Annotated in this window: 26 protein-coding genes and 1 other annotated feature; of the genes, 24 read left to right on the forward strand and 2 right to left on the reverse strand. The window is 38.5% G+C overall.

Annotated features, from left to right (window positions below; all coding sequences use genetic code 11):
- Window positions 1-155 precede the first annotated feature (155 nt).
- The 19 genes from citZ to coaW all read left to right on the forward strand — a co-directional run bounded on the left by citZ (window position 156) and on the right by coaW (window position 22639).
- On the forward strand, window positions 156-1274 hold the full coding sequence (gene citZ, locus NSQ94_RS05145) for a citrate synthase (protein ID WP_063387400.1): 1119 nt from the start codon (window positions 156-158) through the stop codon (window positions 1272-1274).
- 90 nt (window positions 1275-1364) lie between these two features.
- Window positions 1365-2642 (forward strand): NADP-dependent isocitrate dehydrogenase, encoded by a 1278-nt coding sequence (gene icd, locus NSQ94_RS05150; RefSeq protein ID WP_339230300.1) that lies wholly within the window; start codon window positions 1365-1367, stop codon window positions 2640-2642.
- 96 nt (window positions 2643-2738) lie between these two features.
- On the forward strand, window positions 2739-3677 hold the full coding sequence (mdh, locus tag NSQ94_RS05155) for a malate dehydrogenase (RefSeq protein ID WP_063387488.1): 939 nt from the start codon (window positions 2739-2741) through the stop codon (window positions 3675-3677).
- A gap of 243 nt (window positions 3678-3920) precedes the next feature.
- Window positions 3921-4643, forward strand: a complete 723-nt coding sequence (locus tag NSQ94_RS05160) for a response regulator transcription factor (protein ID WP_063387489.1) — start codon at window positions 3921-3923, stop codon at window positions 4641-4643.
- A complete protein-coding gene (locus tag NSQ94_RS05165) occupies window positions 4636-6396 on the forward strand; it encodes an ATP-binding protein (protein ID WP_066247809.1) in 1761 nt (586 codons plus the stop codon). The genes NSQ94_RS05160 and NSQ94_RS05165 overlap by 8 nt, the downstream gene beginning before the upstream one ends.
- A 204-nt stretch (window positions 6397-6600) precedes the next feature.
- On the forward strand, window positions 6601-7611 hold the full coding sequence (hflK, locus tag NSQ94_RS05170) for an FtsH protease activity modulator HflK (RefSeq protein ID WP_066247808.1): 1011 nt from the start codon (window positions 6601-6603) through the stop codon (window positions 7609-7611).
- The gene (locus NSQ94_RS05175; protein WP_063387405.1) at window positions 7598-8512 is read left to right on the forward strand and encodes a protease modulator HflC; all 915 of its coding nucleotides are present in this window, start codon (window positions 7598-7600) and stop codon (window positions 8510-8512) included. The genes hflK and NSQ94_RS05175 overlap by 14 nt, the downstream gene beginning before the upstream one ends.
- Window positions 8513-8601: 89 nt before the next feature.
- Window positions 8602-11232 carry a DNA polymerase I gene (gene polA, locus NSQ94_RS05180; protein WP_327862618.1) on the forward strand — a complete coding sequence of 877 codons (2631 nt, stop codon included), beginning with the start codon at window positions 8602-8604 and terminating at the stop codon, window positions 11230-11232.
- Between the two features lie 63 nt (window positions 11233-11295).
- The gene (gene mutM, locus NSQ94_RS05185) at window positions 11296-12120 is read left to right on the forward strand and encodes a DNA-formamidopyrimidine glycosylase (RefSeq protein ID WP_130156137.1); all 825 of its coding nucleotides are present in this window, start codon (window positions 11296-11298) and stop codon (window positions 12118-12120) included.
- A gap of 93 nt (window positions 12121-12213) precedes the next feature.
- A complete protein-coding gene (gene ytaF / locus NSQ94_RS05190) occupies window positions 12214-12858 on the forward strand; it encodes a sporulation membrane protein YtaF (protein WP_063387408.1) in 645 nt (214 codons plus the stop codon).
- Window positions 12859-12878: 20 nt separating this feature from the next.
- A complete protein-coding gene (gene coaE, locus NSQ94_RS05195) occupies window positions 12879-13478 on the forward strand; it encodes a dephospho-CoA kinase (protein WP_094246326.1) in 600 nt (199 codons plus the stop codon).
- Window positions 13479-13629: 151 nt separating this feature from the next.
- Entirely contained in the window at window positions 13630-14655 is a 1026-nt protein-coding gene (locus NSQ94_RS05200) for a glyceraldehyde-3-phosphate dehydrogenase (protein WP_063387490.1), read from the forward strand.
- Window positions 14656-14916: 261 nt separating this feature from the next.
- Entirely contained in the window at window positions 14917-15297 is a 381-nt protein-coding gene (gene speD, locus NSQ94_RS05205) for an adenosylmethionine decarboxylase (RefSeq protein ID WP_063387410.1), read from the forward strand.
- A 430-nt stretch (window positions 15298-15727) separates the two neighbouring features.
- Window positions 15728-16189: a transcriptional regulator NrdR gene (nrdR, locus tag NSQ94_RS05210; RefSeq protein ID WP_063387411.1), complete on the forward strand. Its 462-nt coding sequence runs from the start codon at window positions 15728-15730 to the stop codon at window positions 16187-16189.
- Between the two features lie 45 nt (window positions 16190-16234).
- Window positions 16235-17629: a replication initiation and membrane attachment family protein gene (locus tag NSQ94_RS05215; RefSeq protein WP_327862619.1), complete on the forward strand. Its 1395-nt coding sequence runs from the start codon at window positions 16235-16237 to the stop codon at window positions 17627-17629.
- 18 nt (window positions 17630-17647) lie between these two features.
- The gene (dnaI, locus tag NSQ94_RS05220; protein ID WP_327862620.1) at window positions 17648-18583 is read left to right on the forward strand and encodes a primosomal protein DnaI; all 936 of its coding nucleotides are present in this window, start codon (window positions 17648-17650) and stop codon (window positions 18581-18583) included.
- An 86-nt stretch (window positions 18584-18669) separates the two neighbouring features.
- Window positions 18670-19497, forward strand: coding sequence for a putative sporulation protein YtxC (gene ytxC, locus NSQ94_RS05225; RefSeq protein WP_339193201.1), 828 nt, complete (start codon window positions 18670-18672; stop codon window positions 19495-19497).
- A 351-nt stretch (window positions 19498-19848) separates the two neighbouring features.
- The gene (thrS, locus tag NSQ94_RS05230) at window positions 19849-21780 is read left to right on the forward strand and encodes a threonine--tRNA ligase (protein WP_066247800.1); all 1932 of its coding nucleotides are present in this window, start codon (window positions 19849-19851) and stop codon (window positions 21778-21780) included.
- Window positions 21781-21835: 55 nt separating this feature from the next.
- Complete coding sequence (gene coaW, locus NSQ94_RS05235; RefSeq protein WP_339230303.1) at window positions 21836-22639, forward strand: type II pantothenate kinase; 804 nt, start codon at window positions 21836-21838, stop codon at window positions 22637-22639.
- Window positions 22640-22659: 20 nt separating this feature from the next.
- Here coaW and NSQ94_RS05240 read toward each other — a convergent pair whose 3' ends face one another.
- The gene (locus NSQ94_RS05240) at window positions 22660-22839 is read right to left on the reverse strand and encodes an H-type small acid-soluble spore protein (protein ID WP_094246321.1); all 180 of its coding nucleotides are present in this window, start codon (window positions 22837-22839) and stop codon (window positions 22660-22662) included.
- Between the two features lie 179 nt (window positions 22840-23018).
- Window positions 23019-23149 (forward strand) — a sequence feature (ribosomal protein L20 leader region).
- Window positions 23150-23217: 68 nt separating this feature from the next.
- Between NSQ94_RS05240 and infC the strand changes: the two genes are divergently transcribed.
- The 4 genes from infC to NSQ94_RS05260 all read left to right on the forward strand — a co-directional run bounded on the left by infC (window position 23218) and on the right by NSQ94_RS05260 (window position 24689).
- Window positions 23218-23739 (forward strand): translation initiation factor IF-3, encoded by a 522-nt coding sequence (infC, locus tag NSQ94_RS05245; RefSeq protein WP_222422773.1) that lies wholly within the window; start codon window positions 23218-23220, stop codon window positions 23737-23739.
- A gap of 15 nt (window positions 23740-23754) precedes the next feature.
- Window positions 23755-23955: a 50S ribosomal protein L35 gene (gene rpmI, locus NSQ94_RS05250; protein ID WP_063387419.1), complete on the forward strand. Its 201-nt coding sequence runs from the start codon at window positions 23755-23757 to the stop codon at window positions 23953-23955.
- A 34-nt stretch (window positions 23956-23989) separates the two neighbouring features.
- Window positions 23990-24349, forward strand: a complete 360-nt coding sequence (rplT, locus tag NSQ94_RS05255) for a 50S ribosomal protein L20 (protein ID WP_063387420.1) — start codon at window positions 23990-23992, stop codon at window positions 24347-24349.
- Window positions 24350-24497: 148 nt separating this feature from the next.
- A complete protein-coding gene (locus tag NSQ94_RS05260) occupies window positions 24498-24689 on the forward strand; it encodes a hypothetical protein (protein ID WP_339230305.1) in 192 nt (63 codons plus the stop codon).
- 277 nt (window positions 24690-24966) lie between these two features.
- Here the strand turns inward: NSQ94_RS05260 and NSQ94_RS05265 are convergent, their stop codons facing one another.
- Window positions 24967-25377, reverse strand: coding sequence for a hypothetical protein (locus NSQ94_RS05265; protein WP_063387422.1), 411 nt, complete (start codon window positions 25375-25377; stop codon window positions 24967-24969).
- A gap of 122 nt (window positions 25378-25499) precedes the next feature.
- On the opposite strand from NSQ94_RS05265, the gene NSQ94_RS05270 reads away from it, so the two are divergent.
- Entirely contained in the window at window positions 25500-25988 is a 489-nt protein-coding gene (locus NSQ94_RS05270) for a dUTP diphosphatase (protein WP_063387423.1), read from the forward strand.
- Window positions 25989-26013: the final 25 nt, after the last annotated feature.

Consider the following 26013-nt stretch of genomic DNA (forward strand, 5'->3'; position numbering starts at 1 on the left):
TTAATTCATATGTTTGGTGATCATTTCACTGATAAAAAATATTTCACAAAAGAAATGAAAGCATTTTCTTTTTGTGAAAAAATGAAAGTTTTATGAATTTTGTTTATTTCTATTTGAATTGCAGTTGAAAATTTTTATGTAAAGGGGAGATAGCCATGACAGCAACGCGTGGACTAGAGGGCGTGGTAGCCACAACTTCATCAATAAGTTCTATTATTGATGATACATTGACATATGTTGGTTACAATATTGACGATTTAGCTCAAAACGCAAGCTTTGAAGAAGTTGTTTACCTGCTTTGGCATCGAAAGCTTCCGAATAAGGAGCAATTAGAGGAATTAAGAAAGCAGCTTGCTGAGAATGCGTCGATACCGAATGAAATATTAGAACATTTTAAAACTTATCCGATTGATAAAGTACATCCGATGGCAGCTTTGAGAACAGCTGTATCTTTGCTTGGATTGTATGACGAAGAAGCGGACAACATGTCTGATGAGGCAAATTATCGAAAAGCAATTCGATTGCAGGCGAAAATTTCTACAATTGTCGCTGCTTTTGCCCGCATCCGCAAAGGATTGGAGCCTGTTCAACCGAGAACAGATTTAGGCTTTGCCGCTAATTTCTTATATATGTTAAAAGGTGAAGAACCTGATCAAACTTCCATTGAAGCCTTCAACAAAGCGCTCGTCCTTCATGCAGACCATGAATTGAATGCTTCGACATTTACTGCAAGAGTATGTGTGGCAACGCTTTCGGACATTTATTCCGGAATTACTGCGGCAATTGGAGCATTGAAAGGGCCGTTGCATGGCGGTGCGAACGAACGCGTTATGCGAATGTTAACAGAAATTGGTGAACCTGAAAATGTAGAATCTTACATTCGCGAAAAATTAGCAAACAAAGAAAAAATTATGGGATTTGGTCATCGAGTTTATCGCAAAGGGGATCCTCGTGCCAAACATTTAAAAGAAATGTCCCGCAGACTAACAGAAATCACCGGTGAAACGAAATGGTATGAAATGTCAACTAAAATTGAGGAAATCGTAACATCTGAAAAATCTTTACCGCCGAATGTTGATTTTTATTCAGCGTCTGTATACCATTGCTTAGGTATTGATCATGATTTATTTACGCCGATTTTTGCAATAAGCCGCACATCTGGATGGTTAGCCCATATTTTAGAGCAATATGAAAACAATCGATTGATTCGTCCTCGTGCGGAATATACAGGACCAGAAAAACAAGTATTTATCCCTATCGAAAAGCGCAGCTAACAGGTAAAATAGAAAAGGGATTCCTTTTTCTTCCCTGTTAAGCATGGCCATGCTTTTATACACAAATAGAGAATACATATTTAGGAGGTAATGATTGTGGCAGAAGGTCAAAAAATTACAATGACAAATGGTACTTTAAACGTTCCAAATGATCCTATAATTCCGTTTATTGAAGGAGACGGCACTGGTCCTGATATTTGGAGAGCTGCGTCAAAAGTGCTGGAAGCAGCTGTAGAAAAAGCATACAATGGCGAAAAGAAAATCGTTTGGAAAGAAGTGCTTGCTGGTGAAAAAGCTTTTAAAGAGACTGGGGAATGGCTTCCTCAAGAAACGCTTGATGTGATACGCGAGTATATGATTGCGATCAAAGGTCCGTTAACAACTCCTGTAGGTGGAGGAATCCGTTCTTTAAACGTTGCTCTTCGCCAAGAGCTGGATTTATTTGTGTGCTTAAGACCTGTCCGTTATTTCAATGGAGTTCCTTCCCCTGTAAAACGTCCTCAAGATACAGACATGGTAATTTTCCGTGAAAATACCGAAGACATCTATGCCGGCATAGAGTATGCAAAAGGGACAGAAGAAGTAAAAAAAGTCATTGAATTTTTACAAAAAGAGCTGGGAGTAAAAAAAATCCGTTTCCCTGAAACGTCCGGAATCGGCATTAAGCCTATTTCTGAAGAAGGAACGAAACGGCTTGTCCGTGCGGCCATTAACTATGCAATTGAACACGGAAGAAAATCTGTCACCCTTGTTCATAAAGGGAACATTATGAAATTTACAGAAGGCGCGTTTAAAAATTGGGGATATGAATTGGCTGAGCAAGAGTTTGGCGATAAAGTATTCACATGGGCTGAGTATGACCGCATTGTTGAAAAAGAAGGAAAAGAAGCGGCTAACAAAGCACAAGAAGAAGCAGAAAAAGCTGGAAAAATTATAATTAAAGATGCAATTGCAGATATTTTCCTGCAGCAAATTCTTACTCGTCCGCGCGAGTTTGATGTAGTAGCAACGATGAATTTAAATGGAGACTACATTTCGGATGCTTTGGCTGCACAAGTAGGCGGAATCGGTATTGCTCCAGGAGCAAACATTAACTACGAGACAGGGCATGCGATTTTTGAAGCAACACACGGTACAGCACCAAAATACGCCGGACTTGATAAAGTGAATCCATCTTCCGTAATCCTTTCTGGAGTGCTTATGCTCGAACATTTAGGCTGGAAAGAAGCAGCTGATTTAATCATTCAAGCAATGGAAAAAACGATCGCTTCAAAAGTTGTCACCTATGACTTTGCACGCCTCATGGACGGAGCTACGGAAGTGAAATGCTCTGAATTCGGCAATGAATTGATTAAAAACATGGGTTAAACAAAGAACTGAGAGCTGCTTCTTTACGAAGTAGCTCTCCATTTAGATTCATTTTTGGGAAAATCACTTACATAAAAGAGAGGATGGATGCTTGAAATGGCGATTAAAAGAAAGAAAATTTCTGTCATTGGTGCTGGATTTACTGGTGCGACAACAGCTTTTTTGCTGGCAAAAAAAGAGCTGGGAGATGTTGTGCTCGTTGACATTCCGCAAGCAGAGAATCCGACAAAAGGGAAAGCGTTGGACATGCTTGAATCAAGCCCTGTTCTTGGATTTGATGCGAACATTATCGGAACATCAAACTATGAGGAAACGGCTGATTCCGATATTGTTGTGATCACGGCAGGAATTGCAAGAAAACCTGGAATGAGTCGAGACGATTTAGTGCAGACCAACCAAAAAGTAATGAAAAGCGTCACAAAAGAAGTTGTAAAATATTCCCCAAACTCCATTATCATTGTGCTGACAAATCCGGTTGATGCAATGACTTACACTGTTTATAAAGAATCCGGATTTCCAAAACACCGCGTCATCGGTCAATCTGGAGTTTTAGATACCGCAAGATTCCGCACATTTGTTGCTCAAGAATTGAATTTATCAGTCAAAGACATTACAGGATTTGTGTTAGGCGGCCACGGAGATGATATGGTGCCATTAGTTCGCTATTCATACGCAGGGGGCATTCCGTTAGAAAAATTAATTCCGAAAGAGCGCTTGGATGCGATTGTTGAAAGAACTAGAAAAGGCGGGGGAGAAATTGTTAACCTGCTTGGAAACGGAAGCGCATACTACGCACCAGCCGCATCTCTTGTAGAGATGGTGGAAGCGATTGTTAAAGATCAGCGCCGTGTATTGCCTGCCATTGCATATTTAGAAGGAGAATACGGTTTTGAAGGTATTTATTTAGGCGTTCCAACAATTCTTGGAGGCAATGGCTTAGAGCAAATTATTGAGCTTGAACTGACGGATGAAGAAAAAGCAGCTTTGGAAAAATCTGCGGAATCTGTAAGAAATGTTATGAAAGCATTAATATAGTGCATGATAGAAAAAGGAGGACATGTTATGTTCCTCCTTTTTCTTATAAAAGAAAAAAGAGAGCTTGCACAGAAAATTCGTCCGCTTTTTCAATTTCCGCTTCAAAACCGCTCCATCATGTTTCTATCGATTCTTTAAAATCTTCTGAAAGCAGCTTTTCTTGTATTGGTTCTTTCTGCTTCGTGGACTATAATAATAATAAAGAATAATAAGAACAGTAGGAGAAAATTATTGGAGGATTTTATGAGTAAAAAAATATTAGTAGTGGATGATGAACAATCGATTGTCACTCTTCTTCAGTATAATCTTGAACAAGCAGGCTATGAAGTCATTACTGCTCAGGATGGAAGCGAAGGATTTGAAAAAGCAATTACAGATGCACCGGATTTAATTGTGCTTGATTTAATGCTCCCGAGTATAGATGGTATGGAAATTTGTAAACAGCTTAGACAGCGCAAAGTGATGACGCCCATTTTAATGCTTACGGCAAAAGATGATGAATTTGATAAGGTGCTTGGGCTTGAGTTAGGTGCGGACGATTACATGACAAAACCGTTCAGTCCAAGAGAAATTATCGCTCGGGTAAAAGCAATCCTGCGGCGTGTCAGATCAGAAGATGCTCACATGCATGTAAAAAAAGAAGCGGAAGAAAACAACATTATTATCGGTGATTTAAAAATTATGCCTGAACGATATGAAGCTTATTTTGAACAAGAAAGACTTGACTTTACACCGAAAGAGTTTGAACTGCTTCTTTATCTTGCGAAACATAAAGGCCGAGTTTTGACAAGGGATCAGTTATTAAGCGCTGTTTGGAATTATGATTTTGCCGGTGATACAAGAATTGTGGATGTTCATATCAGCCATTTAAGAGAAAAAATTGAACGGAATACGAAAAAGCCTGAATATATTAAAACGATCAGAGGTCTAGGCTACAAACTGGAGGATCCAAAGCTAAATGAGTAAGTTCCGTTCAAAACTGCTTCTTGCGTTTACAGCATTAATTATTACTGTTCTGCTTGGTTTTGGATTTATTTTAGGACAATTATTTCAATCGTTTTACTTCATCAATTATGAGAAGCAATTTAAAAAAGAAGCCGAGTTGATCAAGCTGGTCATTGAGAATGAAAAGATCGGTTCTACCGAAATGAAGCATAAAATGGAGGAAATGAGCGAAAAGTTAAACTCACTCCTTCTTTTTATGGATATGGACGGAAACATCGTTTTTAAAACAGGTCCTAGCTTTCATCAAAGCGACGAAAGGTTATCAGAACTGATCTTGACCAACCACCGAAATGCAAAGGAAGGATTTCGCCTAGATCTCGATCAAGCTGATTTGTTATTTTACGGTATTCCCATTTTTCAACAAGATGAACGAAAGGGATTTTTAGTTTTCGGGACTTCCATCAAATATTTCGAAGCGATGAATAAAGAAATTTGGTTTTTTATTATAGGGAGTCTTATTGCGGCATTAACGATCATTTTAATTTTTGGCACCCGCATTATGAAGCAGTATACGAAGCCGATCGAATCGGCGACAGAAGTGGCGATGGAGCTTGCAAAAGGAAATTACAAAGCGAGAACATATGAAAATTCATCAGGCGACGAAACGAGTATGTTGAGCAAATCCATCAACATTTTGGCACGCAACCTTCAAGACATGACAAGAACCCAGGAATTGCACCAGGAAAGGCTGCAAACATTGATTGAAAACATGGGAAGCGGTCTTCTTTTCATTGATGAACGTGGCTATATTAGCCTGATGAATAAAGCCTTTAAAGAAATTTTTCAAATTAATCAAGAGGATTATTTATATAAATCTTACCAAGAAGCGATCGCATATAAAGAAATTATTCAAATGGTTGAAGAAATTTTTTTGACGGAATCAAATATAAGAAAGCATATTATGCTTCCTGTTAACATCGAAAGAAAGCATTTTGAAGTTTACGGTGCTCCGATCATTGGAAAAAGTGAAGTATGGAAAGGCGTCGTTCTTGTTTTTCACGATATTACCGAATTGAAAAAGCTTGAACAAATACGAAAAGATTTTGTAGCAAATGTATCTCATGAATTAAAAACACCGATCACCTCCATCAAAGGGTTTTCTGAAACATTGCTGGATGGCGCCATGAAAGATGAACAAACATTGCATTTTTTTTTATCCATCATTTTAAAAGAAAGCGAACGAATGCAATCTTTAATTCAAGATTTATTAGATTTATCAAAAATCGAGCAGCAGGGCTTTCAGCTGGAGCTTAGAAAATGCAATGTAAACGAGTTTTTAAAAGAAATTCATCATTTGCTAGATAGAAAAGCGAAAGAAAAAAATATTGATTTTATATTGGATGTTCCAGACGAGCCTGTTTTTATTGAAGGCGATCCTCATCGGCTGAAGCAAATTTTTATAAACTTAGCCAGCAACGGAATTATGTATACGCCAGCTGGCGGAAAAGTGACCCTTTCTGTTAAGGCTGGACATGATGAAGTAGCCATTTCTGTTCAAGACACCGGAATTGGAATTAGAGAAGAGGAAATTCCTAGAATTTTTGAGCGTTTTTATAGAGTTGATAAAGCTAGAAGCAGAAACTCAGGTGGAACTGGTTTAGGGCTTGCGATCGTAAAACATTTAGTAGAAGCCCACCAAGCAAATTTGACAGTCAAAAGCACCGTTGGTGTTGGAACGACTTTTACTGTGACTTTTCAAAGATACAATGAATAGTTTAACATAAGATTTACATCCAATTTATGCTAAGTTAACATTTGATTGTTAAAATGGCATTCGAAAACCCCTTCATCCAAGGAGCCCATTTGCAGATGGAAACAATTACGTTTCCGTCTTTTTTTTATGGCTGCGTTTTTTAAATGAAACAAAATCGTACTTTTTTCGTATGAAATAATAAATAGAGAGAGATGGGGGGATATAATGGTAAGCATAAGAAGATTATTAACAATTATTGGATTTATTTTTCTGATCAGCATTCTCGGTCTTGCTGCGATTACTTCCTGGTATACTGTAGACGAGTCGGAACAAGCGGTTATTACTACATTTGGAAAAGTGGAAGAGGGTATAACTGAGCCTGGGCTTCATTTTAAATGGCCATGGCCGATTCAATCGGTAAAAAAACTATCCAAAGAAACATTCAGTTTACAATTTGGATATAAAGAAAAAGATGGAAAAGTTGAGTCTTTTCCAAAGGAAACAAAAATGATTACAGGCGATGAAAACATTGTGTTAGCAGATATGGTCGTTCAATGGAAAATAACGAATCCGGCAAAATATTTGTTCAATGCTGAAAATCCAAAGGAAATTTTGCGGGATGCAACATCTGCTTCGTTAAGAAGCATTATTGGAAGCACAAAAATTGACAATGCTTTAACGAGCGGAAAAGTGGAAATTGAAGCTCAAGTGCAAGAATTATTAAGCTCGTTGATGAAAAAGTATGATATTGGCATTTCAATCATTGCGGTCAAATTGCAGGATGTTGATTTGCCGAACGAAGAAGTTCGAAAGGCGTTTACAAACGTTACGGATGCAAGAGAAATGATGAATACGAAAATAAACGAAGCCAATAAATATAGGAATAAACGAACAAAAGAGGCAGAAGGAGAGCGCGATGCAATCATCTCCAAAGCTGAAGGGGACAGAGCGTCCAGAATTGAACAAGCGAAAGGGGAAGTCGCACTATTTAATTCTTTATACAATGAATACAAAAATTCGAAAGAAATCACAGAAAAACGTCTAATTTTAGAAACAATAGACAGCGTGCTGCCAAATGCGCAAATTTACATTATGAAGGATGATGGAAATACAATGAAGTATTTTCCTGTTCAGCCTATGCAGCAAGTGCTGCCTAATGATCAGCAAAGTCAGCAAAAAGCTGATCAATCGAGTGAGAACACGCAAAAAAGAGGTGAAAACAATGGACAAGAATGAAAAGAAAATTAATTTTGAATGGAAGAAATACATACGCCTAGGGTCTGTTATAGCCGGTTTATTTGCGTGTTTGCTATTTTTATTCAGCAACGTTTTTGTTGTGAAAGAAAATGAATATAAAGTCGTTCGTCAATTTGGCGAAGTTGTAAAAATTATAGAGAAGCCCGGCCTCCATTTAAAAATTCCTTTCATACAAACAGTTGAAAGTCTTCCAAAGCATCAATTAACGTATGATGTGGAGGAAGCGGAAATCAATACAAAGGATAAAAAACGAATATTAATTGACAACTATGCGGTTTGGAGAATCGAAGATCCGAAAGAAATGATCGCCAATGCAAGAACAGTTGTCAATGCAGAGGCAAAAATGTCGGAATTTATCTTTTCCACTGTGAGATCGGAGCTTGGAAAACTGAATTATGATGAAATTATTAATGATGAAAAGTCTTCCCGCGGGAGCCTCAATGACAAAATCACAAATATTGTTAATAACCTGCTTGAACAAAATCATTTCGGCATTAAGGTGGTTGATGTAAGAATTAAACGGACGGATTTGCCGGAAGCAAATGAAAAATCGGTATTTACTAGGATGATATCAGAGCGGGAATCAAAAGCCCAAGAATATTTATCGATGGGGGATGCAGAAAAAAATCGAATTGTTGCTGAAACGGACAGACAAGTAAAAGAAATGCTGGCAAAAGCTGAAGCTCAAGCTGAAACCATCCGCGGTCATGGAGAGGCGGAGGCGGCGAAGCTCTATAACCAGGCTTATTCAAAAGATCCTAAATTTTATGAATTATATAGAACACTTCAATCCTACAAGAAAACAATCGACGGTGAAACAGTCATCGTTCTCCCGTTCGATTCTCCATACGCCAAAATATTAATGGGAGAAACAGAATAAAATCGATAAGCCATGTTTTTTCTTCTGCTGAAAGTAATGGTAGAATAGAAGGAAGGCATGGCTTTTTTAGTTGAAGGAGGCTAGTAGTAGTGACAAAGAAGCTAGTTTTAATTGATGGAAACAGTATTGCTTACAGAGCGTTTTTCGCTTTGCCGCTTTTAAATAATGATAAGGGGATTTATACGAATGCAATTTACGGCTTTACAAATATGCTGTTAAAAGTACTGGAGGAAGAAAAACCGACACATATCCTTGTTGCATTTGATGCAGGGAAAACAACGTTCCGGCATAAAACTTTTAAAGAATATAAAGGAACTCGGCAAAAAACCCCGCCTGAATTGTCGGAGCAGCTACCATTTATACGGGATTTGCTTGATGCCTACAAAATTACAACATATGAGCTCGAAAATTATGAGGCTGATGATATTATTGGAACAGTTGCGAGACAAGCTGAGAAGCAAGATTTTGAAGTGAAAATTATTTCCGGAGATAAGGATTTAACACAGCTGGCAACTGAAAAAACGACCGTTTCCATCACGAAAAAAGGAATTACGGATGTTGAACCGCACACGCCTGAATCGATTCAAGAGAAGTATGGGCTAAGCCCGGCACAAATTATTGATTTGAAAGGATTGATGGGCGATCAATCAGATAATATCCCAGGTGTGCCCGGCGTTGGAGAGAAAACCGCGATTAAATTGCTGAAACAGTTTGAGACAGTCGAAAATATTTTAAATTCGATTGAAGAAGTAAATGGAAAAAAATTAAAGGAAAACTTACAAAACTATAAAGAGCAAGCATTAATGAGCAAACAGCTTGCGACAATTAATTGTGAAGCTCCTGTCGAAATAAAAATTCAAGACCTTGAGTATAAAGGCTATGACAAAGAAAAAGTAGTGAAAATTTTTAAGGAACTAGGCTTCCAATCGCTCCTAGACAAAATGGGAGAGCATGAGAATGAAGAAGCGGATGAAATGCCGACGATTAAGTTCGAAAAAGTTGAAAAGCTGTCAGACAAGGTTTTATCAGAGAAGGCAGCTCTTTTAGTGGAAATCATTGATGAAAATTATCATACTGGAGAAATCATCGGGTTTTCTATCGCAAACGAAAATGGATGTTTTTATATTCCAGCCGAAATTGCGCTACATTCAAAAGAGTTCATAGAATGGGTGAAGGATGAAACAAAGCGGAAAGTGGTGTATGATGCGAAAAAATCAATTGTGGCGCTGCGCTGGCGAAACATTGATTTAGCAGGTATTGAGTTTGATGTTCTCATTGCCTCATACATTTTAAACCCGTCTGAATCGATTGACGACATAGCCGAGCTTGCCAAGACAAAAAATAAACATTTAGTTCAAAAGGATGAAGTGATTTACGGAAAAGGCGCTAAACGTCATATCCCTGATGAAGACATTTTAGGCGAACATCTTGCCAGAAAAGCGTTAGCCATTTATGAGCTGGAAGAATTATTAATACAAGAATTAGAAGAAAATGAACAATTTCATTTATTCAGCGAATTGGAGCTTCCGCTGTCAGCCATTTTATCTGACATGGAAACAACAGGAGTAAAGATAGACGTCAACCGTCTGAAAGAAATGGGAAAAGAGCTTGATGAACAGCTGAAGCAATTAGAAAAGGATATTCATCGTCTAGCTGGAGTGTCATTTAACATTAATTCTCCGAAGCAGCTTGGGCCGATTTTATTTGAAAAGCTCAATCTACCGGTTTTGAAAAAGACCAAAACGGGGTATTCGACCTCTGCGGACGTTTTAGAAAAATTGAGAGGACAACACGAAATTGTGGAGAAAATTTTGCATTACCGGCAGCTCGGAAAGCTTCAATCGACGTATATTGAAGGGTTGCTGAAGGTTGTCCATCGTGATACGCATAAAATCCACACCCGATTTAATCAAGCATTAACGCAAACCGGAAGATTAAGCTCCACAGACCCGAATTTGCAAAACATTCCGATTCGCCTTGAGGAAGGACGCAAAATTCGTCAAGCATTTATCCCTTCTGAAAAAGATTGGGTCATTTTTGCAGCGGACTATTCCCAGATTGAACTGCGAGTGCTTGCGCATATATCTGGAGATGAAAAATTGATTGAAGCGTTTAAACAAGATCTTGATATTCATACAAAAACGGCGATCGATGTGTTCCATGTCGAAGAAGATAAAGTGACCTCCAACATGAGAAGACAGGCAAAAGCAGTTAATTTCGGGATTGTTTACGGAATCAGCGATTACGGATTGTCGCAAAACTTAGGAATTACCCGAAAAGAAGCTGGTGAATTTATTAAAAAATATTTTGAAATTTATAAAGGTGTTAAAGAATATATGGATGGCATAATCCAAGAGGCGAAGCAAAAAGGCTATGTAACGACACTAATGCAGCGTCGGAGATATATTCCGGAAATTACGAGCAGAAATTTCAATATCAGAAGCTTTGCCGAGCGAACAGCCATGAATACTCCGATTCAAGGAAGTGCAGCGGATATTATCAAAAAAGCGATGATCGATATGGCGCAAGAAATTGAAAAACGAAATTTGCAAACGAGGCTGCTGCTTCAAGTTCATGACGAATTGGTGTTTGAAGCGCCAAAGGATGAAATTGAAATTTTAGAAAAGCTTGTTCCGGAAGTAATGGAAAATGCCATTCAGCTAAAAGTGCCGTTAAAGGTTGATTATTCTTACGGTTCTACGTGGTATGAAGCGAAATAATTTGAAAAAGGCGGAAAGGGAAGCTCCCCCGCCTTTTTCGAGTGTAGATAAGGGGTGAACATAATGCCTGAGCTTCCTGAAGTAGAAACGATTCGAAAAACATTAAGGGAGCTTGTCATAGGAAAAGTCATCGATGAAGTTATCGTATCATGGCCGAAAATCATCAAACGTCCCGAAGACGCAGAGCAGTTTTGCCGCGTTTTGAGAGGGGAAACAATCAATGAAATCGGAAGAAGAGGGAAATTTTTAAAATTTTATTTAGATCGATATGTTCTTGTATCACATTTACGAATGGAAGGAAGATATGGACTGTATCCAAAAATAAAGCCCATTGAACCTCACACACATGTCATTTTTCGCTTTCAAGATGAAACGGAATTAAGATATCGGGATGTTCGCAAATTTGGCACTATGCATCTGTATCAAAAGGGCGAGGAGGAGAAGCATCCTCCTTTGTCCCAGTTAGGGATGGAGCCTTTTTCGGAACAATTTACTGCTGAAAGACTTATGAGCAAGCTTCAGTCTACCTCTAGAAACATCAAGACGGTTTTGCTTGACCAAAAAATAGTGGCGGGATTAGGAAACATTTACGTTGATGAAGTATTGTTTCGATCAGGCATTCATCCGGAGCGGCTGGCAAAAGATTTGACAGCGGAAAAAGTGAAAATATTGCATCGGGAAATTATTCAAACGCTGAAGGAAGCAGTTGAAAAAGGAGGAAGTACTGTCCGATCCTACGTCAATTCACAAGGGCAAATCGGGATGTTTCAACTGGACTTATTTGTCTATGCAAGAGAAAAAGAACAATGTAAAATTTGCGGAAGCCCTATCCAAAAAATAAAAATTGGGGGAAGAGGCACACATTTTTGTTCATCTTGCCAAGTGTAGAAAGATTTATGCCACCTTCTGAAGCGAACACATTTTAGGCGGTTTTCATATTACTATGTTAGCAATAAAAGGAAAGAAGGGGCATTTGATAAAATGACGGAAATCGGATCGGTTTTAATATTGGCGTTGGCAGTCAGTCTTGATAGTTTTTCTGTTGGCTTAGCGTTCGGTTTGCGTAAAGTAAAAATTCCAATTAAATCGATTATCACTATTTCATGCTGTTCGGCGATTGTGTTGCTCGCTGCGATGATGGCCGGACAAATAGCTCAAAGTGTTCTTCCTCCCTATTTTACGGATAGGCTTGGCGGAGCTATTTTCATTTTGCTTGGCATGTTTGTGTTATATTCCTTTTTCCGCAACAATGAATCAGAGGATGAGAAAGATGAGGAAAAGAGTGAAAAAACGATTTTAAATATGGAATTAAAATCGTTAGGCATTGTCATTCATATATTGAAAAAGCCTGCTGCAGTTGATATGGATCGATCTGGCGAGATTACAGGCGTGGAAGCTTTGCTGCTTGGGATCGCTCTTTCGCTCGATTCATTCGGAGCAGGAATCGGTGCGGCTTTAGCAGGGTATGAACCTTTTTTAACAGCTATTTTCGTCACTTGTATGAGCACGATGTTTGTTTATATTGGAATGAAATCCGGCCGATTTGCTTCATCCTATTCGTTTTTTGAAAAGTTTTCATTTATCCCGGGTTTATTATTAATAATGATCGGTGTTTGGGCCATGTAAGGATAAAGGAGAATGATGATATGACAATGATTATTGGATTAACTGGAGGCATAGCAAGCGGAAAAAGCACTGTGTCTGAAATGCTTAAAAAAAGAGGCATTCCAGTTATTGACGCAGATCTAATTGCAAGAGAAGTGGTAGAAGTCGGCAAAAAAGCATATACAGAGATTGTAAATGCTTTCGGAAAGGAAATATTAAACGAAGACTTAACGATCAACCGAGCTCGATTAGGCTCCATTGTATTTCAAAACGAAGATAAGCGGGAGAAGCTAAACAGTATTGTACATCCTGAGGTCAGGCTGGAAATGAAAAGGCGACAGGAACAATTGATCTCAGAAGGTGCGAAAGCAGTAGTTCTCGATATTCCCCTTCTATTTGAAAGCAATTTGAAGCATTTAGTGGATAAAGTGATTGTTGTTTATACGGAAGAAAAAAATCAACTGGAACGATTAATGAAAAGGAATAATTTTTCGAAGGAAGAAGCTTTATCACGCATCAATGCACAAATGCCTTTGAAAGAAAAAGTAAAATTTGCCGATGCAGTGATCAATAATGATGGAACATTAGAAGAAACGGAACAGCAATTGGAAAACATTCTCATGAATTGGGGAATTGGTTAATCCGCTCGTGAATAGAGCGGTTTTTTTATTTTTAGTATATATTTTTTAAGAAACGATTAAAATAATTGTTTCGTTATTTTATAAATATGATATACTAATTAACAGAATAGGAGATAAAAAGTGTAACATAATGCCGGAAGGGGATATTCACATGAGTGCTAAGGTTGCCATTAACGGTTTCGGCCGAATTGGCCGAATGGTATTCAGAAAAGCAATTTTAGAAGGAGATTTGAATATCGTAGCAATCAATGCAAGCTATCCAGCAGAAACATTGGCTCATTTAATTAAATACGATACAAACCATGGGAAATTTGAAGGAGAAGTCATTCCAAAAGAAGATCATTTAATTGTAAATGGCCATAAAGTGCTTCTTTTGAACAATCGAAATCCTATTGAACTTCCCTGGAAAGATCTAGATGTGGACATAGTGATTGAAGCGACAGGAAAATTCAACTCCCGTGAAAAAGCGATGATGCATGTTGAGGCAGGGGCGAAGAAAGTTATTTTAACAGCACCTGGAAAAAATGAAGATGTAACGATTGTTATCGGTGTAAACGAAGAACAATATGATCCTGACAACCATGTCATTATTTCGAATGCTTCTTGCACAACAAACTGTCTAGCGCCTGTTGCAAAAGTTCTTGATGAACAGTTTGGCATTGAATATGGTTTAATGACTACTGTCCACGCATATACGAACGATCAAAGAAATATTGATAATCCGCATAAAGATTTAAGAAGAGCGCGAGCGTGCGCCCAATCAATCATTCCGACAACTACCGGTGCAGCAAAAGCGATCGGTTTAGTTTTACCGCAATTAAAAGGAAAATTGCACGGTCTTGCATTAAGAGTGCCTACACCAAACGTCTCCCTCGTAGACTTTGTTGTAGATCTAAAACGCGATGTGACCGTTGAAGAGGTAAATGAAGCGTTTATCCAAGCTTCTCAAGGAAAGCTGAAGGGGATATTAGATTTTTCTTCAGAACCGCTCGTATCAGTTGACTACAACACAAACCCGCACTCTGCTATTGTCGACGGTTTAACGACAATGGTTATGGGAACAAGAAAGGTAAAAGTGCTTGCATGGTATGATAATGAATGGGGCTACTCTTGCCGCGTTGTGGATTTAGCAAAACTTGTAGCAAGCAAATTGAATAAATTGGCCGCAGCTGTATAAAATGATGGGAGGGTTGATCTTTACAAAGATTGACCCTCTTCTTCTTTTTGTTTGGATACTTTTTTCAGCGCAAAATTTTTGACAAAGTATGTTGCAAAAACAAATCAAACCATATATACTATTTTTCGTGAACTTCTTAAACGCAAGGTAATGTGGCTACTTAAAGGGTTAGGACCTCTTTGGACTAACTTTCCCCCGTGGTAGTTAAACATACCAGAGTGCGAAGAATTCATAAAAATTTATAAAGGGGGATCCATGGCTATGGAAACAATGGGACGTCACGTTATCTCTGAGCTGTGGGGATGCGACTTTGATAAGTTGAATGACTTGGAATTTATTGAAAAAACGTTTGTAAATGCAGCATTAAAATCAGGTGCTGAAATCCGGGAGGTTGCGTTTCATAAGTTTGCGCCTCAGGGTGTAAGCGGAGTTGTGATCATTTCAGAGTCACACCTAACAATTCATAGTTTTCCAGAGCATGGATATGCTAGCATTGATGTGTACACTTGCGGTGATTTAAATCCAAATATTGCAGCGGATTACATTTCTGAAGCTTTAGGTGCTCAAACGCGCGAAAATATTGAAATTCCTCGCGGTATGGGTCCTGTTCAAATCAAACAGGGTCAAGCAAAAGCACTTTAAAGTGAAAACAGAATAAAATTTGAATGGAAATGCAAAGAGGTGTCAGCTTTTTACTGCACCTCTTTTTATATTATAATAAAGAATAATATTTCATATTGAATGGTATTTAGAGGCATCTTATTTGCGGCCTCAAAGGACCGAGTTATTCTACCCCCTTCAAAGCCGTTATGAAAAAGAGGCTTTGATGTTTTTAAAATCATTCATGGTAGTGATGCAAAAATAAAAAAGCTTTTATTGGCATGGCTGCCATCACTGTTTGGCGGTTCGAACATCATTTGATTGGACCGGACTGACAGAAATCCATTTCATTCAGTCGAATTATCTATAACAAAAATACAAGAACTTGAAAGTTTCTTGTCTGATCCAATGCTATTTAATAAGATGTAGGTAGAGCTTTTTTGATTTAGTTAAAAAGATTGGAGCTGGTGATATGAAATGCCCTTCCTGCCACCATTTTGGAACACGTGTTTTAGATTCGCGTCCAGTCGATGAAGGGAGATCAATTCGGAGGCGAAGGGAATGTGAGGAATGTCAATATCGGTTCACAACGTTTGAAAAAGTAGAAGAAATTCCGCTCATCGTTGTGAAAAAGGAAGGAACACGTGAAGAGTTCAGCAGGGAAAAAGTTTTGCGCGGGATGATTAAAGCTTGTGAGAAAAGACCGGTTTCTTTAAAAAAATTGGAAGATGCTGCGCATGATATTGAAAAAGAACTAAGAAATCTAGGTACATCGGAAATATCAAGCGAAACGATCGGCGAAATGGTGATGGACAGACTAGCCGAAATTGATGAAGTCGCATACGTTCGATTTGCTTCTGTTTACAGGCAATTTAAAGATATAAATGTCTTTATTGAGGAATTGAAAGAACTGATCAAAAAAGAACGTTCATAAAGAGCTGCGAGATTATGACATGCTATTTGGGAAGGTTTTGAAAAAATGATTGGACATCATCACTGGAAAGAGCTGCTGCCTGTTGATCGCTACGTTGTGAAATGTACGAGCAGTTTGATTCATGAATTTGACCGAAAAGTTCTTACATTACTATACCAGCCCTTAATCGGGCCAAGAACGTTAAACTTATACATGACGCTTTGGAGCGAGCTTGAACAAAACCGTCTTTGGGGGACGGAATCGACCCACCATTTTTTAATGGCTGTTACTCAATCCCCATTAAATGAAATTTATCATGACCGTTTGAAATTAGAAGGAATAGGTCTTTTAAAAACATACCTTGTCGATGAAAGCGAACCGAAAAAATATATTTATGAACTTCAACGACCTCTTTCCCCCAAACAATTTTTTTATGATGGAATGTTGAACATATATTTATATAACAGAGTTGGAAAAACGGTGTACCAAAGATTGAAAAGCTATTTTTCCGATAAATCGGTTGATAGCAACGCCAAAGATGTGACAAGATCATTTCATGAAGTATACCAATCGATCCACCCATCTGAGCTTTCAGCCAATATTGCAATGGAACCCGAGGAAAACGATCAGGAGCTTTTTGATCATGCGCCTGGAGAACCGATTTCGATTCAAAACCAGTCCTTTGATTTTCAATTGTTTTATGCCGGTTTATCAGAGCATATTGTGCCCAAAAAAGCGATCACGCCTGCGGTTAAGGAAGCTGTTGAGAAATTAGCATATGTTTATGGAATTGATCCAATTGAAATGAAAAATCTGGTCATCCGTTCTTTGGATCATGATGAGCAAATTAATTTAGACGAGCTGCGAAAATGGGCGAGGGATTGGTATAAGCTGAATCACGGCAACCGTCTTCCAGAGCTTGTTGATAGGCTTCAGCCTTTGAATCAGCGGGTGAAAGACGAAGAAATTGAACAGTCAAAAGATAAGGAATTAATTCGACAGCTTGAATCCATCTCTCCAAGACAGTTTCTAAAAGATATTTCAGGCGGTATTGAACCGTCCGCAGCGGATTTGAAAATTATTGAAGATGTCATGTTTCAGCAAAAGCTGCTTCCCGGAGTTGTCAACGTTTTAATTTATTATGTCCTGCTAAAAACAAATATGAAATTGTCAAGAGCGTATGTTGAGAAAATTGCCAGCCACTGGGCTCGATTAGGAATTAAAACTGTGAAGGATGCAGTGGATGTGGCGAAAAAAGAACATAAGAAATATTTAACTTGGGCGGAAACAAAGGATAAGAAGACTGACAGCAAAAAAATCGTTCGAAAAGAAAAACTCCCTTCATGGCTTTTGGAAAACGAAAATCAACAGGTAGAAAACATCGATCCGGAAGCGTTTGAAAAAGAAAAACAAAAGCTGCAGGAGCGGATTAAAAAATATAAAAATAAACAGAAGGACTAGGCGAAAGGAGGGAGGAAGATGGAATCCCTGCAAAATCATTTAAAACAATTCATGAACAGCAAAGGGTTTCGGGAAACGTATTTGAACTTGAAACAGCAAATAAAATCGGACAAAGATGTCAGGTTATTTTTAGAAAAGCATAAAGATCAAATCGATGAAAATATGATTGACCGCAGTTTAGGCAAACTGTATGAATTTGTAACGCAGAGCAAGTTTTGCCGTGAATGCCGAAATTTAGATGAGTGCAAAAATATTTTAAAAGGATATCACCCTACATTAATTATTGAAAGAAAAACAATCGACCTGAAATATGATAAATGCCCGAGAAAAGAAGCATATGATGCTCGAAAAAAACAAGAATCGCTCATTAAATGCATGTATGTACCAAAGGAAATCCTCAATGCACACCTTGAGGATATTGATTTAAACGAACCGAACCGTCTGAAGGCAGTGTCTCTCGTGCAAGATTTTGTTGAGCAATACGGTCAAAATGATCGGTTAAAAGGATTGTATTTATACGGTTCTTTCGGCGTGGGAAAGACATTTATTCTTGGAGCGATCGCGAATGAGCTGGCGGAAAAAGGCGTTCCTTCCATGCTTGTATATGTTCCGGAGTTTGTCAGGGAGTTAAAAAGCGCTCTTCAAGATCATTCACTGAATGAAAAGATTGATGCGGTTAAAAAAATTCCGGTATTAATGCTTGATGATATTGGTGCTGAATCGATGTCGAGCTGGATGAGAGACGACATTTTAGGTTCGATTCTCCAATTCCGCATGCTTGAAAATTTACCGACCTTTTTTACATCCAACTTTAATTTTAGCGAATTGGAACACCACCTGACTTATTCACAAAAAGGCGAAATAGAACAGTTAAAGGCAAAAAGAATTATGGAAAGGATTCGTTTTTTGGCCATTCCCGTGGAATTGAAAGGAAAAAATCGCAGACAAGAATAGCCGCTGGACAGCAAACACTTCTAAATAATGCCATCCCCCCATATATATAGAAACAGGACTTGCTATATAAAGGGGGGGATCTTTTTTTGCTGGAAATAACTTTTCAAACGGAAAAAGAAGCTTCTTATCTGCATCAATTGCTTAATACAGAGAAGGAAAACTTTGATTTCCAAGCAGCCTTGCTGAACGGCACAGTATTAACATGTGAAACAGATGATTGGGAAACATTTATATCTGATGTGCTCGTACCATCATTTGTTGATTTTTTTCTAAATGTGAAAGAGCCCCGTCTCCTTCTTTTTATAATTGAAAAACAATTTTATTTTGAGGATGAAGATGAAAAACAGCAAATTTTACATATTGCTCAATCGATCTTGGAAGGAGAGCGGGCGGAAATTCCAATGATCAAACATTTTGAGCCGAGGGAAAACTTAATTATTTCTGCTTTAACGAATTTCCTTCGGCCAAACCAATCTTTTTCTATAGAATCATTTATTCAGTTCCGCTTGTCTGATTATTTATCAAGACTTTCGGAATATGTCGGTCTCTCCATTGAAGAGTATAAAATGGAGCAGGAATACCAAAATTTTATTCAAAGCTTGCGGGAATATGTTCTCAATAAAAAACCGAAATTATCAACGATACATCTTTTGCATGATACTTCCTTTCAAGTGTTTAATGAAAAGTTCATCGAAATAAAAGAGCTGGAATTGAAAAAGTGGGTTGATCGGGAATTTATTTATCGCCACCCGATGTATATTGATTCCCATTTGCTGGCCCCGCTTGTATCCATTGCTCCTTTAGAAATTTATATATACTCCGATCAACAGGAGGAAGCAATGATTCAAACGATCCAAAACATCTTTCAGGAACGGGTTCGATTTTTTTCAAGGGCTAGCTTTCAAAAACGATAAGTTTCTTTCAGTACTCCTTGATTTTTGGTGGCGAATCAGTCTATAATACGGTTGAAATCATTCATCACGAAAAGGTTATGATGAGGACACGGGAGTATTATCACAGTTCAAAGAGAGGGAAGGCACAGGCTGAAACCTTCCTAACTAGTGTAATGCTCTTACCACCTCTAAACTTCAGCTGTGAACGGCTTTTGCCAAGTAATAGCTGGCGGATTGTTCCGTTATCAAAATGAGCCGCGCAAAGTTTTGAGCGGGAACTAGGGTGGAACCACGGGTTTTACATACAACACTCGTCCCTTTTTTTAGGGACGGGTGTTTATTTTTGCAAGAAAAAACAAAGGAGGAAAGAAGATGAAAGAAGCCATTAAAATTACTTTTCCAGACGGTTCTGTAAAAGAATTTCCGTACGGAACAACAACGGAAGAAATCGCCGCATCCATCAGCCCTGGATTAAAGAAAAAAGCCATTGCAGGTAAAATAAATGGAAAGCTTATTGACTTAAAAACCCCGATTGAACAAGACGGCCAGATTGAAATTTTGACGCCTGATACAAAAGAAGCGTTAGAAATTTTACGACATAGTACAGCACATTTAATGGCGCAAGCGATTAAACGGCTTTACCCAAATGTAAAATTGGGAGTCGGGCCCGTCATTGAAAACGGTTTTTATTATGATATCGATATGGATGAAACGATCTCTCACGAAGATTTGCCTAAAATCGAAAAAGAAATGAAAAAAATTGTCGGCGAAAATTTGCCGGTTATTCGTAAAGAAGTAAGCCGCGATGAAGCAAAAAAAATGTATGAGGAAATCGGCGACCATTTAAAGCTTGAGCTTATCGATGATATTCCGGAAGGCGAAATCATTTCCATATATGAGCAAGGAGAATTTTTCGATCTATGCCGAGGAGTCCACGTTCCTTCTACCGGAAAAATAAAGGAATTTAAATTGCTCAGCGTAGCCGGCGCCTACTGGCGTGGAGACAGCAAAAACAAAATGCTTCAACGCATATACGGTACAGCATTTTTTACAAAAGAAGAGCTTAAAGAACATCTCCGCATGCTTGAAGAAGCGAAAGAGCGGGATCATCGCAAGCTTGGAAAAGAATTAAACCTGTTTACCACTTCTCAAAAGGTTGGACAAGGCTTGCCGCTTTGGCTGCCAAAAGGTGCAACTATCCGCCGGATTATCGAACGCTATATTGTTGATAAAGAAATTAAACTCGGATACCAGCATGTATACACACCTGTTCTCGGCAGCGTCGATCTTTATAAAGCTTCCGGCCATTGGGACCATTATCAAGATGATATGTTTCCGCCAATGAAGATGGATAACGAAGAGCTTGTATTGCGTCCGATGAACTGCCCGCATCATATGATGATTTACAAAAATGAAATTCACAGCTATCGGGAATTGCCGATCCGCATTGCAGAACTTGGAACAATGCACAGATACGAAATGTCAGGGGCATTGACAGGGCTGCAGCGTGTTCGCGGGATGACGTTGAACGATGCGCATATTTTCGTGCGGCCGGATCAAATTAAAGACGAATTCATCCGAGTTGTCCGCCTTATTGAAGAGGTATACGAGGATTTTGGTATAAAAGATTATTCGTTCCGATTATCTTACCGCGATCCTGAGGATAAAGAAAAATATTATGATGATGATGAAATGTGGGAAAAGGCCCAGTCGATGCTGAAAGCCGCAATGGACGAACTCGGGCTGGATTATTATGAAGCGGAAGGTGAAGCGGCATTTTACGGACCGAAATTGGATGTACAAGTGCGGACGGCTTTAGGAAAAGATGAAACATTATCGACTGTTCAGCTAGATTTTCTCCTTCCGGAACGGCTTGATTTAACATATGTTGGCGAAGACGGCAAACATCATCGGCCAGTTGTTATTCACCGCGGAGTTGTTTCAACGATGGAACGGTTTGTTGCCTTCTTAATTGAGGAATATAAAGGCGCCTTCCCAACTTGGCTTGCACCTGTGCAAGTGAAAGTCATCCCTGTTTCGCCGGAAGTGCATCTTGATTATGCCAAAACAGTAGAACAGCGTCTTCAGCAAGAAGGCTTGCGTGTTGAAGTCGATATTCGGGATGAAAAAATCGGCTATAAAATTCGTGAGGCACAAATGCAAAAAATCCCGTACATGGTCGTTGTCGGTGATCAAGAAGCAGAAAATGAGACGGTCAATGTCAGAAAGTATGGAGAACAAAAATCAGAATCCATGCCGCTGGAGACATTTGCTGTATCTGTTGGAAAAGAAGGGAGAAAATAAGGAAATCGGCGTTTGCTGATTTCCTTTTTTTGAAACATAAGCGAGGGGTGTACGGATGGAAATAGTAGGAATTGATGCAGGGGGAAGTTTATTAAAAATTGCTTATGTTGAACATGGGCGATATCGGTATAAATGGTTTCCAATTGATGAAATGGATCAAGCTCTTTCTTGGATGAAGAGATTGAAGCCGGCTGCCCGCTATAGAATAACAGGAGGCAGAGCTGCAAAAGTAAAAGAAAAATTGACCGGAGCTGATGTGACCTTTATTCCAGAATTTGATTCAGTTTGTATAGGAACAAGAGAGCTTTTAGTAAAAGAAGGAAAGGAGCCAAAGAGCGATTTTTTAATCGTCAGCATCGGAACGGGAACATCTTTTTTCCTTATGAAGGGCGAGCGTTATGAGCGTCTGCTTGGTAGCGGTATCGGCGGCGGTGTTATTTCCGGTTTAAGCCGGCTCATTTTGCAGGAGAGCAATTTTTATCAAATCGTTGATTTGGCGAAAAAAGGTGATCGAAGCCATGTTGATTTGTTGGTAAAAGATTTGTATGGAGAAGAGGCTCCTCCAATTTTAGGAGATTTAACCGCTGCTAATTTTGGCAATCCGGATTTATCGAGAGCACGGAAAAAAGATGCTGCTGCAGCGTTATTTCAATTGATTGGTGAACCGATCGTTCTTTTGGCAAAGCAATGTGCCGAGCTTCATCAAGTGGACACGTGTGTCTATGTTGGAGCTGCAATTTCGCAAAACCCTCCTTTACAACAAATCATCCAAAGCTTTGATTCCATGACAGGTCTGCAAAGCATATTTTTATCAAACGGTTCTTTTACCGGAGCATTGGGAGCTATTTTATATCAATAAAGTTTAAAACAATGGAGGAATTATTTTTCTTCAAGCTCAGAAATATTTACAACCGTACGTTCTTTAAACGGACCTCTTACATGAACGGTTGCTGTTTTTCCATCTTCATTTAGCTGATCAATCCAAACGGAAGCTCCGTTATAGAGAACTTCAATATCAGCCGGCGAGGATAAAATTTGTTTTACGCGGTTTGCATCCATTTCGATCACTCCAATAGTTATATGATATATTGATTATCATGTCCACTCCATTCCGATTTATGTATGTTCATTCAAATAGTCTCTTGCATTTTCTGTTTGAATAGTTTAAAATGGTATCGTTTTTGAAGAAATGTTGTTTTGACAAAGCTGCTTTGCCATGATAGAATATTATAGTCAAGGAGAACAAGCAGAAGCACCCGCTTCTCACCTGATTGACGCACATCGTTGCTGTTGACAGGTTTATACATTGGACAAAAAGTTCGTGTATTCAACGTGTGGGTGCAGTGTGCGTCTACGCGTTTTTTATTTGCATAAACGAATGTATAAGCTCTGTCAAGGCGAACGTGCACTTTGTTTATAAAATCTTGGAGGTGGCTCATTATTAGCAAAGACATGTTAGTAAACGAGGGCATCCGCGCTCGTGAAGTTCGACTGGTCGATCAAAACGGTAATCAATTAGGCATTAAATCACGGCAAGAAGCGCTTGATATTGCCGCAAATGCCAATTTGGATCTCGTTCTTGTTGCTCCGAATGCAAAACCGCCGGTTGCTCGCATCATGGATTACGGAAAATACCGCTTCGAGCAGCAAAAGAAAGAAAAAGAGGCGCGTAAAAAGCAGAAAGTTATTAATGTGAAGGAAGTCCGCCTAAGCCCAACAATTGAAGAGCATGACTTTAATACAAAGCTTCGCAATGCTCGGAAATTTTTGGAGAAGGGTGACAAGGTGAAAGCATCGATCCGCTTTAAAGGAAGAGCGATTACCCATAAAGAAATCGGCCAACGAGTTCTAGAAAGATTTTCTGAAGCATGCGCTGACATCAGTTCTGTTGAAACGAAGCCGAAAATGGATGGGCGCAGCATGTTTCTAGTGCTAGCACCGAAAAACGAAAAGAAATAGAAGGAGGATCCTTTTATGCCTAAAATGAAAACTCATCGCGGCTCTGCGAAAAGATTTAAAAAAACTGGGAACGGAAATTTGAAACGGTCTCATGCATTTACTAGTCATTTATTCGCTAACAAAACTCAAAAGCAAAAACGCAAACTTCGCAAACCAGCATTAGTAAGCAAAGGTGACTTTAAACGTATTCATCAAATGCTTGACAATATAAAATAATTTTTAACTTCGATTTTTTAGGAGGGAATGCATTATGGCACGTGTTAAAGGCGGTACAGTGACACGCAGACGCCGCAAAAAAATTATTAAGCTTGCAAAAGGTTATTACGGTTCGAAGCATCGTTTATATAAAGTTGCTAACCAGCAAGTAATGAAATCTTTAATGTATGCATACCGTGACCGTCGCCAAAGAAAACGCGATTTCCGTAAGCTTTGGATTACGAGAATCAATGCTGCTGCGCGCATTCACGGTCTTTCCTACAACCGGTTCATGCACGGTTTAAAGCTTGCTGGCATTGAAGTAAACAGAAAAATGCTTGCTGACTTAGCAGTAAATGATGAAAAAGGATTTGCACAACTCGCCGAAACAGCTAAAGCTGAATTAAATAAGTAATCGAAAAAGCAAGCCACCTATAAACGTACATTGCCCTTTGGGCTGGACATAATTGAACAGCACATTATTGATCCCCTTTAAGTAGACGTGTAAAAAATCTGCGCAATGACTCGCGGATGCTGCACTTCTATTTGGAGGGGATTTTTATATGGCTGAAAAGGTAAACGATTATGGCTTTACGTTTCTCGACAGTGAAAAAAGTCAAAAGTTCAAGGGTTTTTTAGGCCGATGCAAAAAATTTAGGTTCTATACTAAATGTTGGGATCAAGAATATCATCAAAATGAAAAAAGCATTTACGAAGCACTCTGTTTTATAATGAAAGTGACCAAACCCAATTAAAAAGGAGACTTCGAAAAATTATAATCAATTACCGAGCTGTTTTACAAAATTTCATAGAGGAAGAGAAAAGGTAATGGGATAAAAATAGAAATGGAAGCTAACAGCAGCTCCCGCAATGGGAACTGCCTTCAGAATGCTTATTTTCTTTTTAAATCAGAAATGTTGCATAGATTGATCAAAAAAGCGACACCATGATCGTCCAGTCATGAACCGCATAGTCTTTTAACGCTGTCAATTTTGAACGGGAATGTCAAGCTGCTCTTTCTTTTTTGCTGTCTTAAGATAGTGTCGGGAATTCCGATTCGTTCCGATTCAAAAACTCTTTAATTGGACTTTTCCAGTCGATTTTGGCGTAAGGATATGCTTCTTTTATTTTCGATTCTATAAATTGAAAATCTTCTTTTGTAAACCCCCTTAACTTATTTGGAGTAGATGTCCAAATAAAAACGGAGATAACTTCAAAAGAAGTTTCAGTCGTGCCTAAATATTTTTCCCCTTCAAATAAAACTCCTTTATGCGTTAACAAAAAATTTTTGTGGACATTTTCTTTATCATCAAGAAAGAAAAATTTTTTTTGCTCATGAGCCAATTCTAACTTTCGCTTCGGGTTCAATAAATATTTAATGAATGAATAAATTAGGAAAATAATCGCAGCAATTATGAAAAGACGAAGAAGGATGACAATCATTTACTTTAAACCTCCCCGAAGGTCATATTCATACATATACATTACGAAAAAGGAATTGAAGGGGTTTCATTAATGATCACATTTGCTATAATTTTTTTAGATATATTTTAGGGGTTGAGAAAATGGATTTTGAACAGTTATATAAAATGCAAAAAGAATTGGATGAAAAAATTGAAAAGAAACACGGTTTGGAGGAAGAAAGGCTGATCGAGAGAAAAGTTTTAGCCTTGCTTGTTGAAATTGGCGAATTGGCTAATGAAACGCGCTGCTTTAAATTTTGGAGCGTTAAGCCGCCTTCCGACAGAGAGGTTATTTTGGAAGAGTATGTAGACGGCCTTCATTTTTTATTGTCGATCGGCCATGAATTGTATATTGAAAAACTGCCGGAAATGAAAGCAAGAAAAATCGATAAAAGCCTGACCGATCTTTTTTTAAACGTTTATCAAAAAACGGCAAAATTCAGTGAATATTTGTCTGTCCAAGCGTATATCGATTTATTTAACGACTATGTTACACTCGGCTCTGCGCTGGGCTTTTCAGAGGAAGATATTATTTCAGCATACATGGCGAAAAATGAAGTCAATCATGCTAGACAAAATCAAGGATATTAACAATTCCGTTTGGAAAAAATGAAGA

The organism is Aeribacillus sp. FSL K6-2833 (assembly GCF_037965815.1).
GTDB lineage: Bacteria > Bacillota > Bacilli > Bacillales > Aeribacillaceae > Aeribacillus > Aeribacillus composti.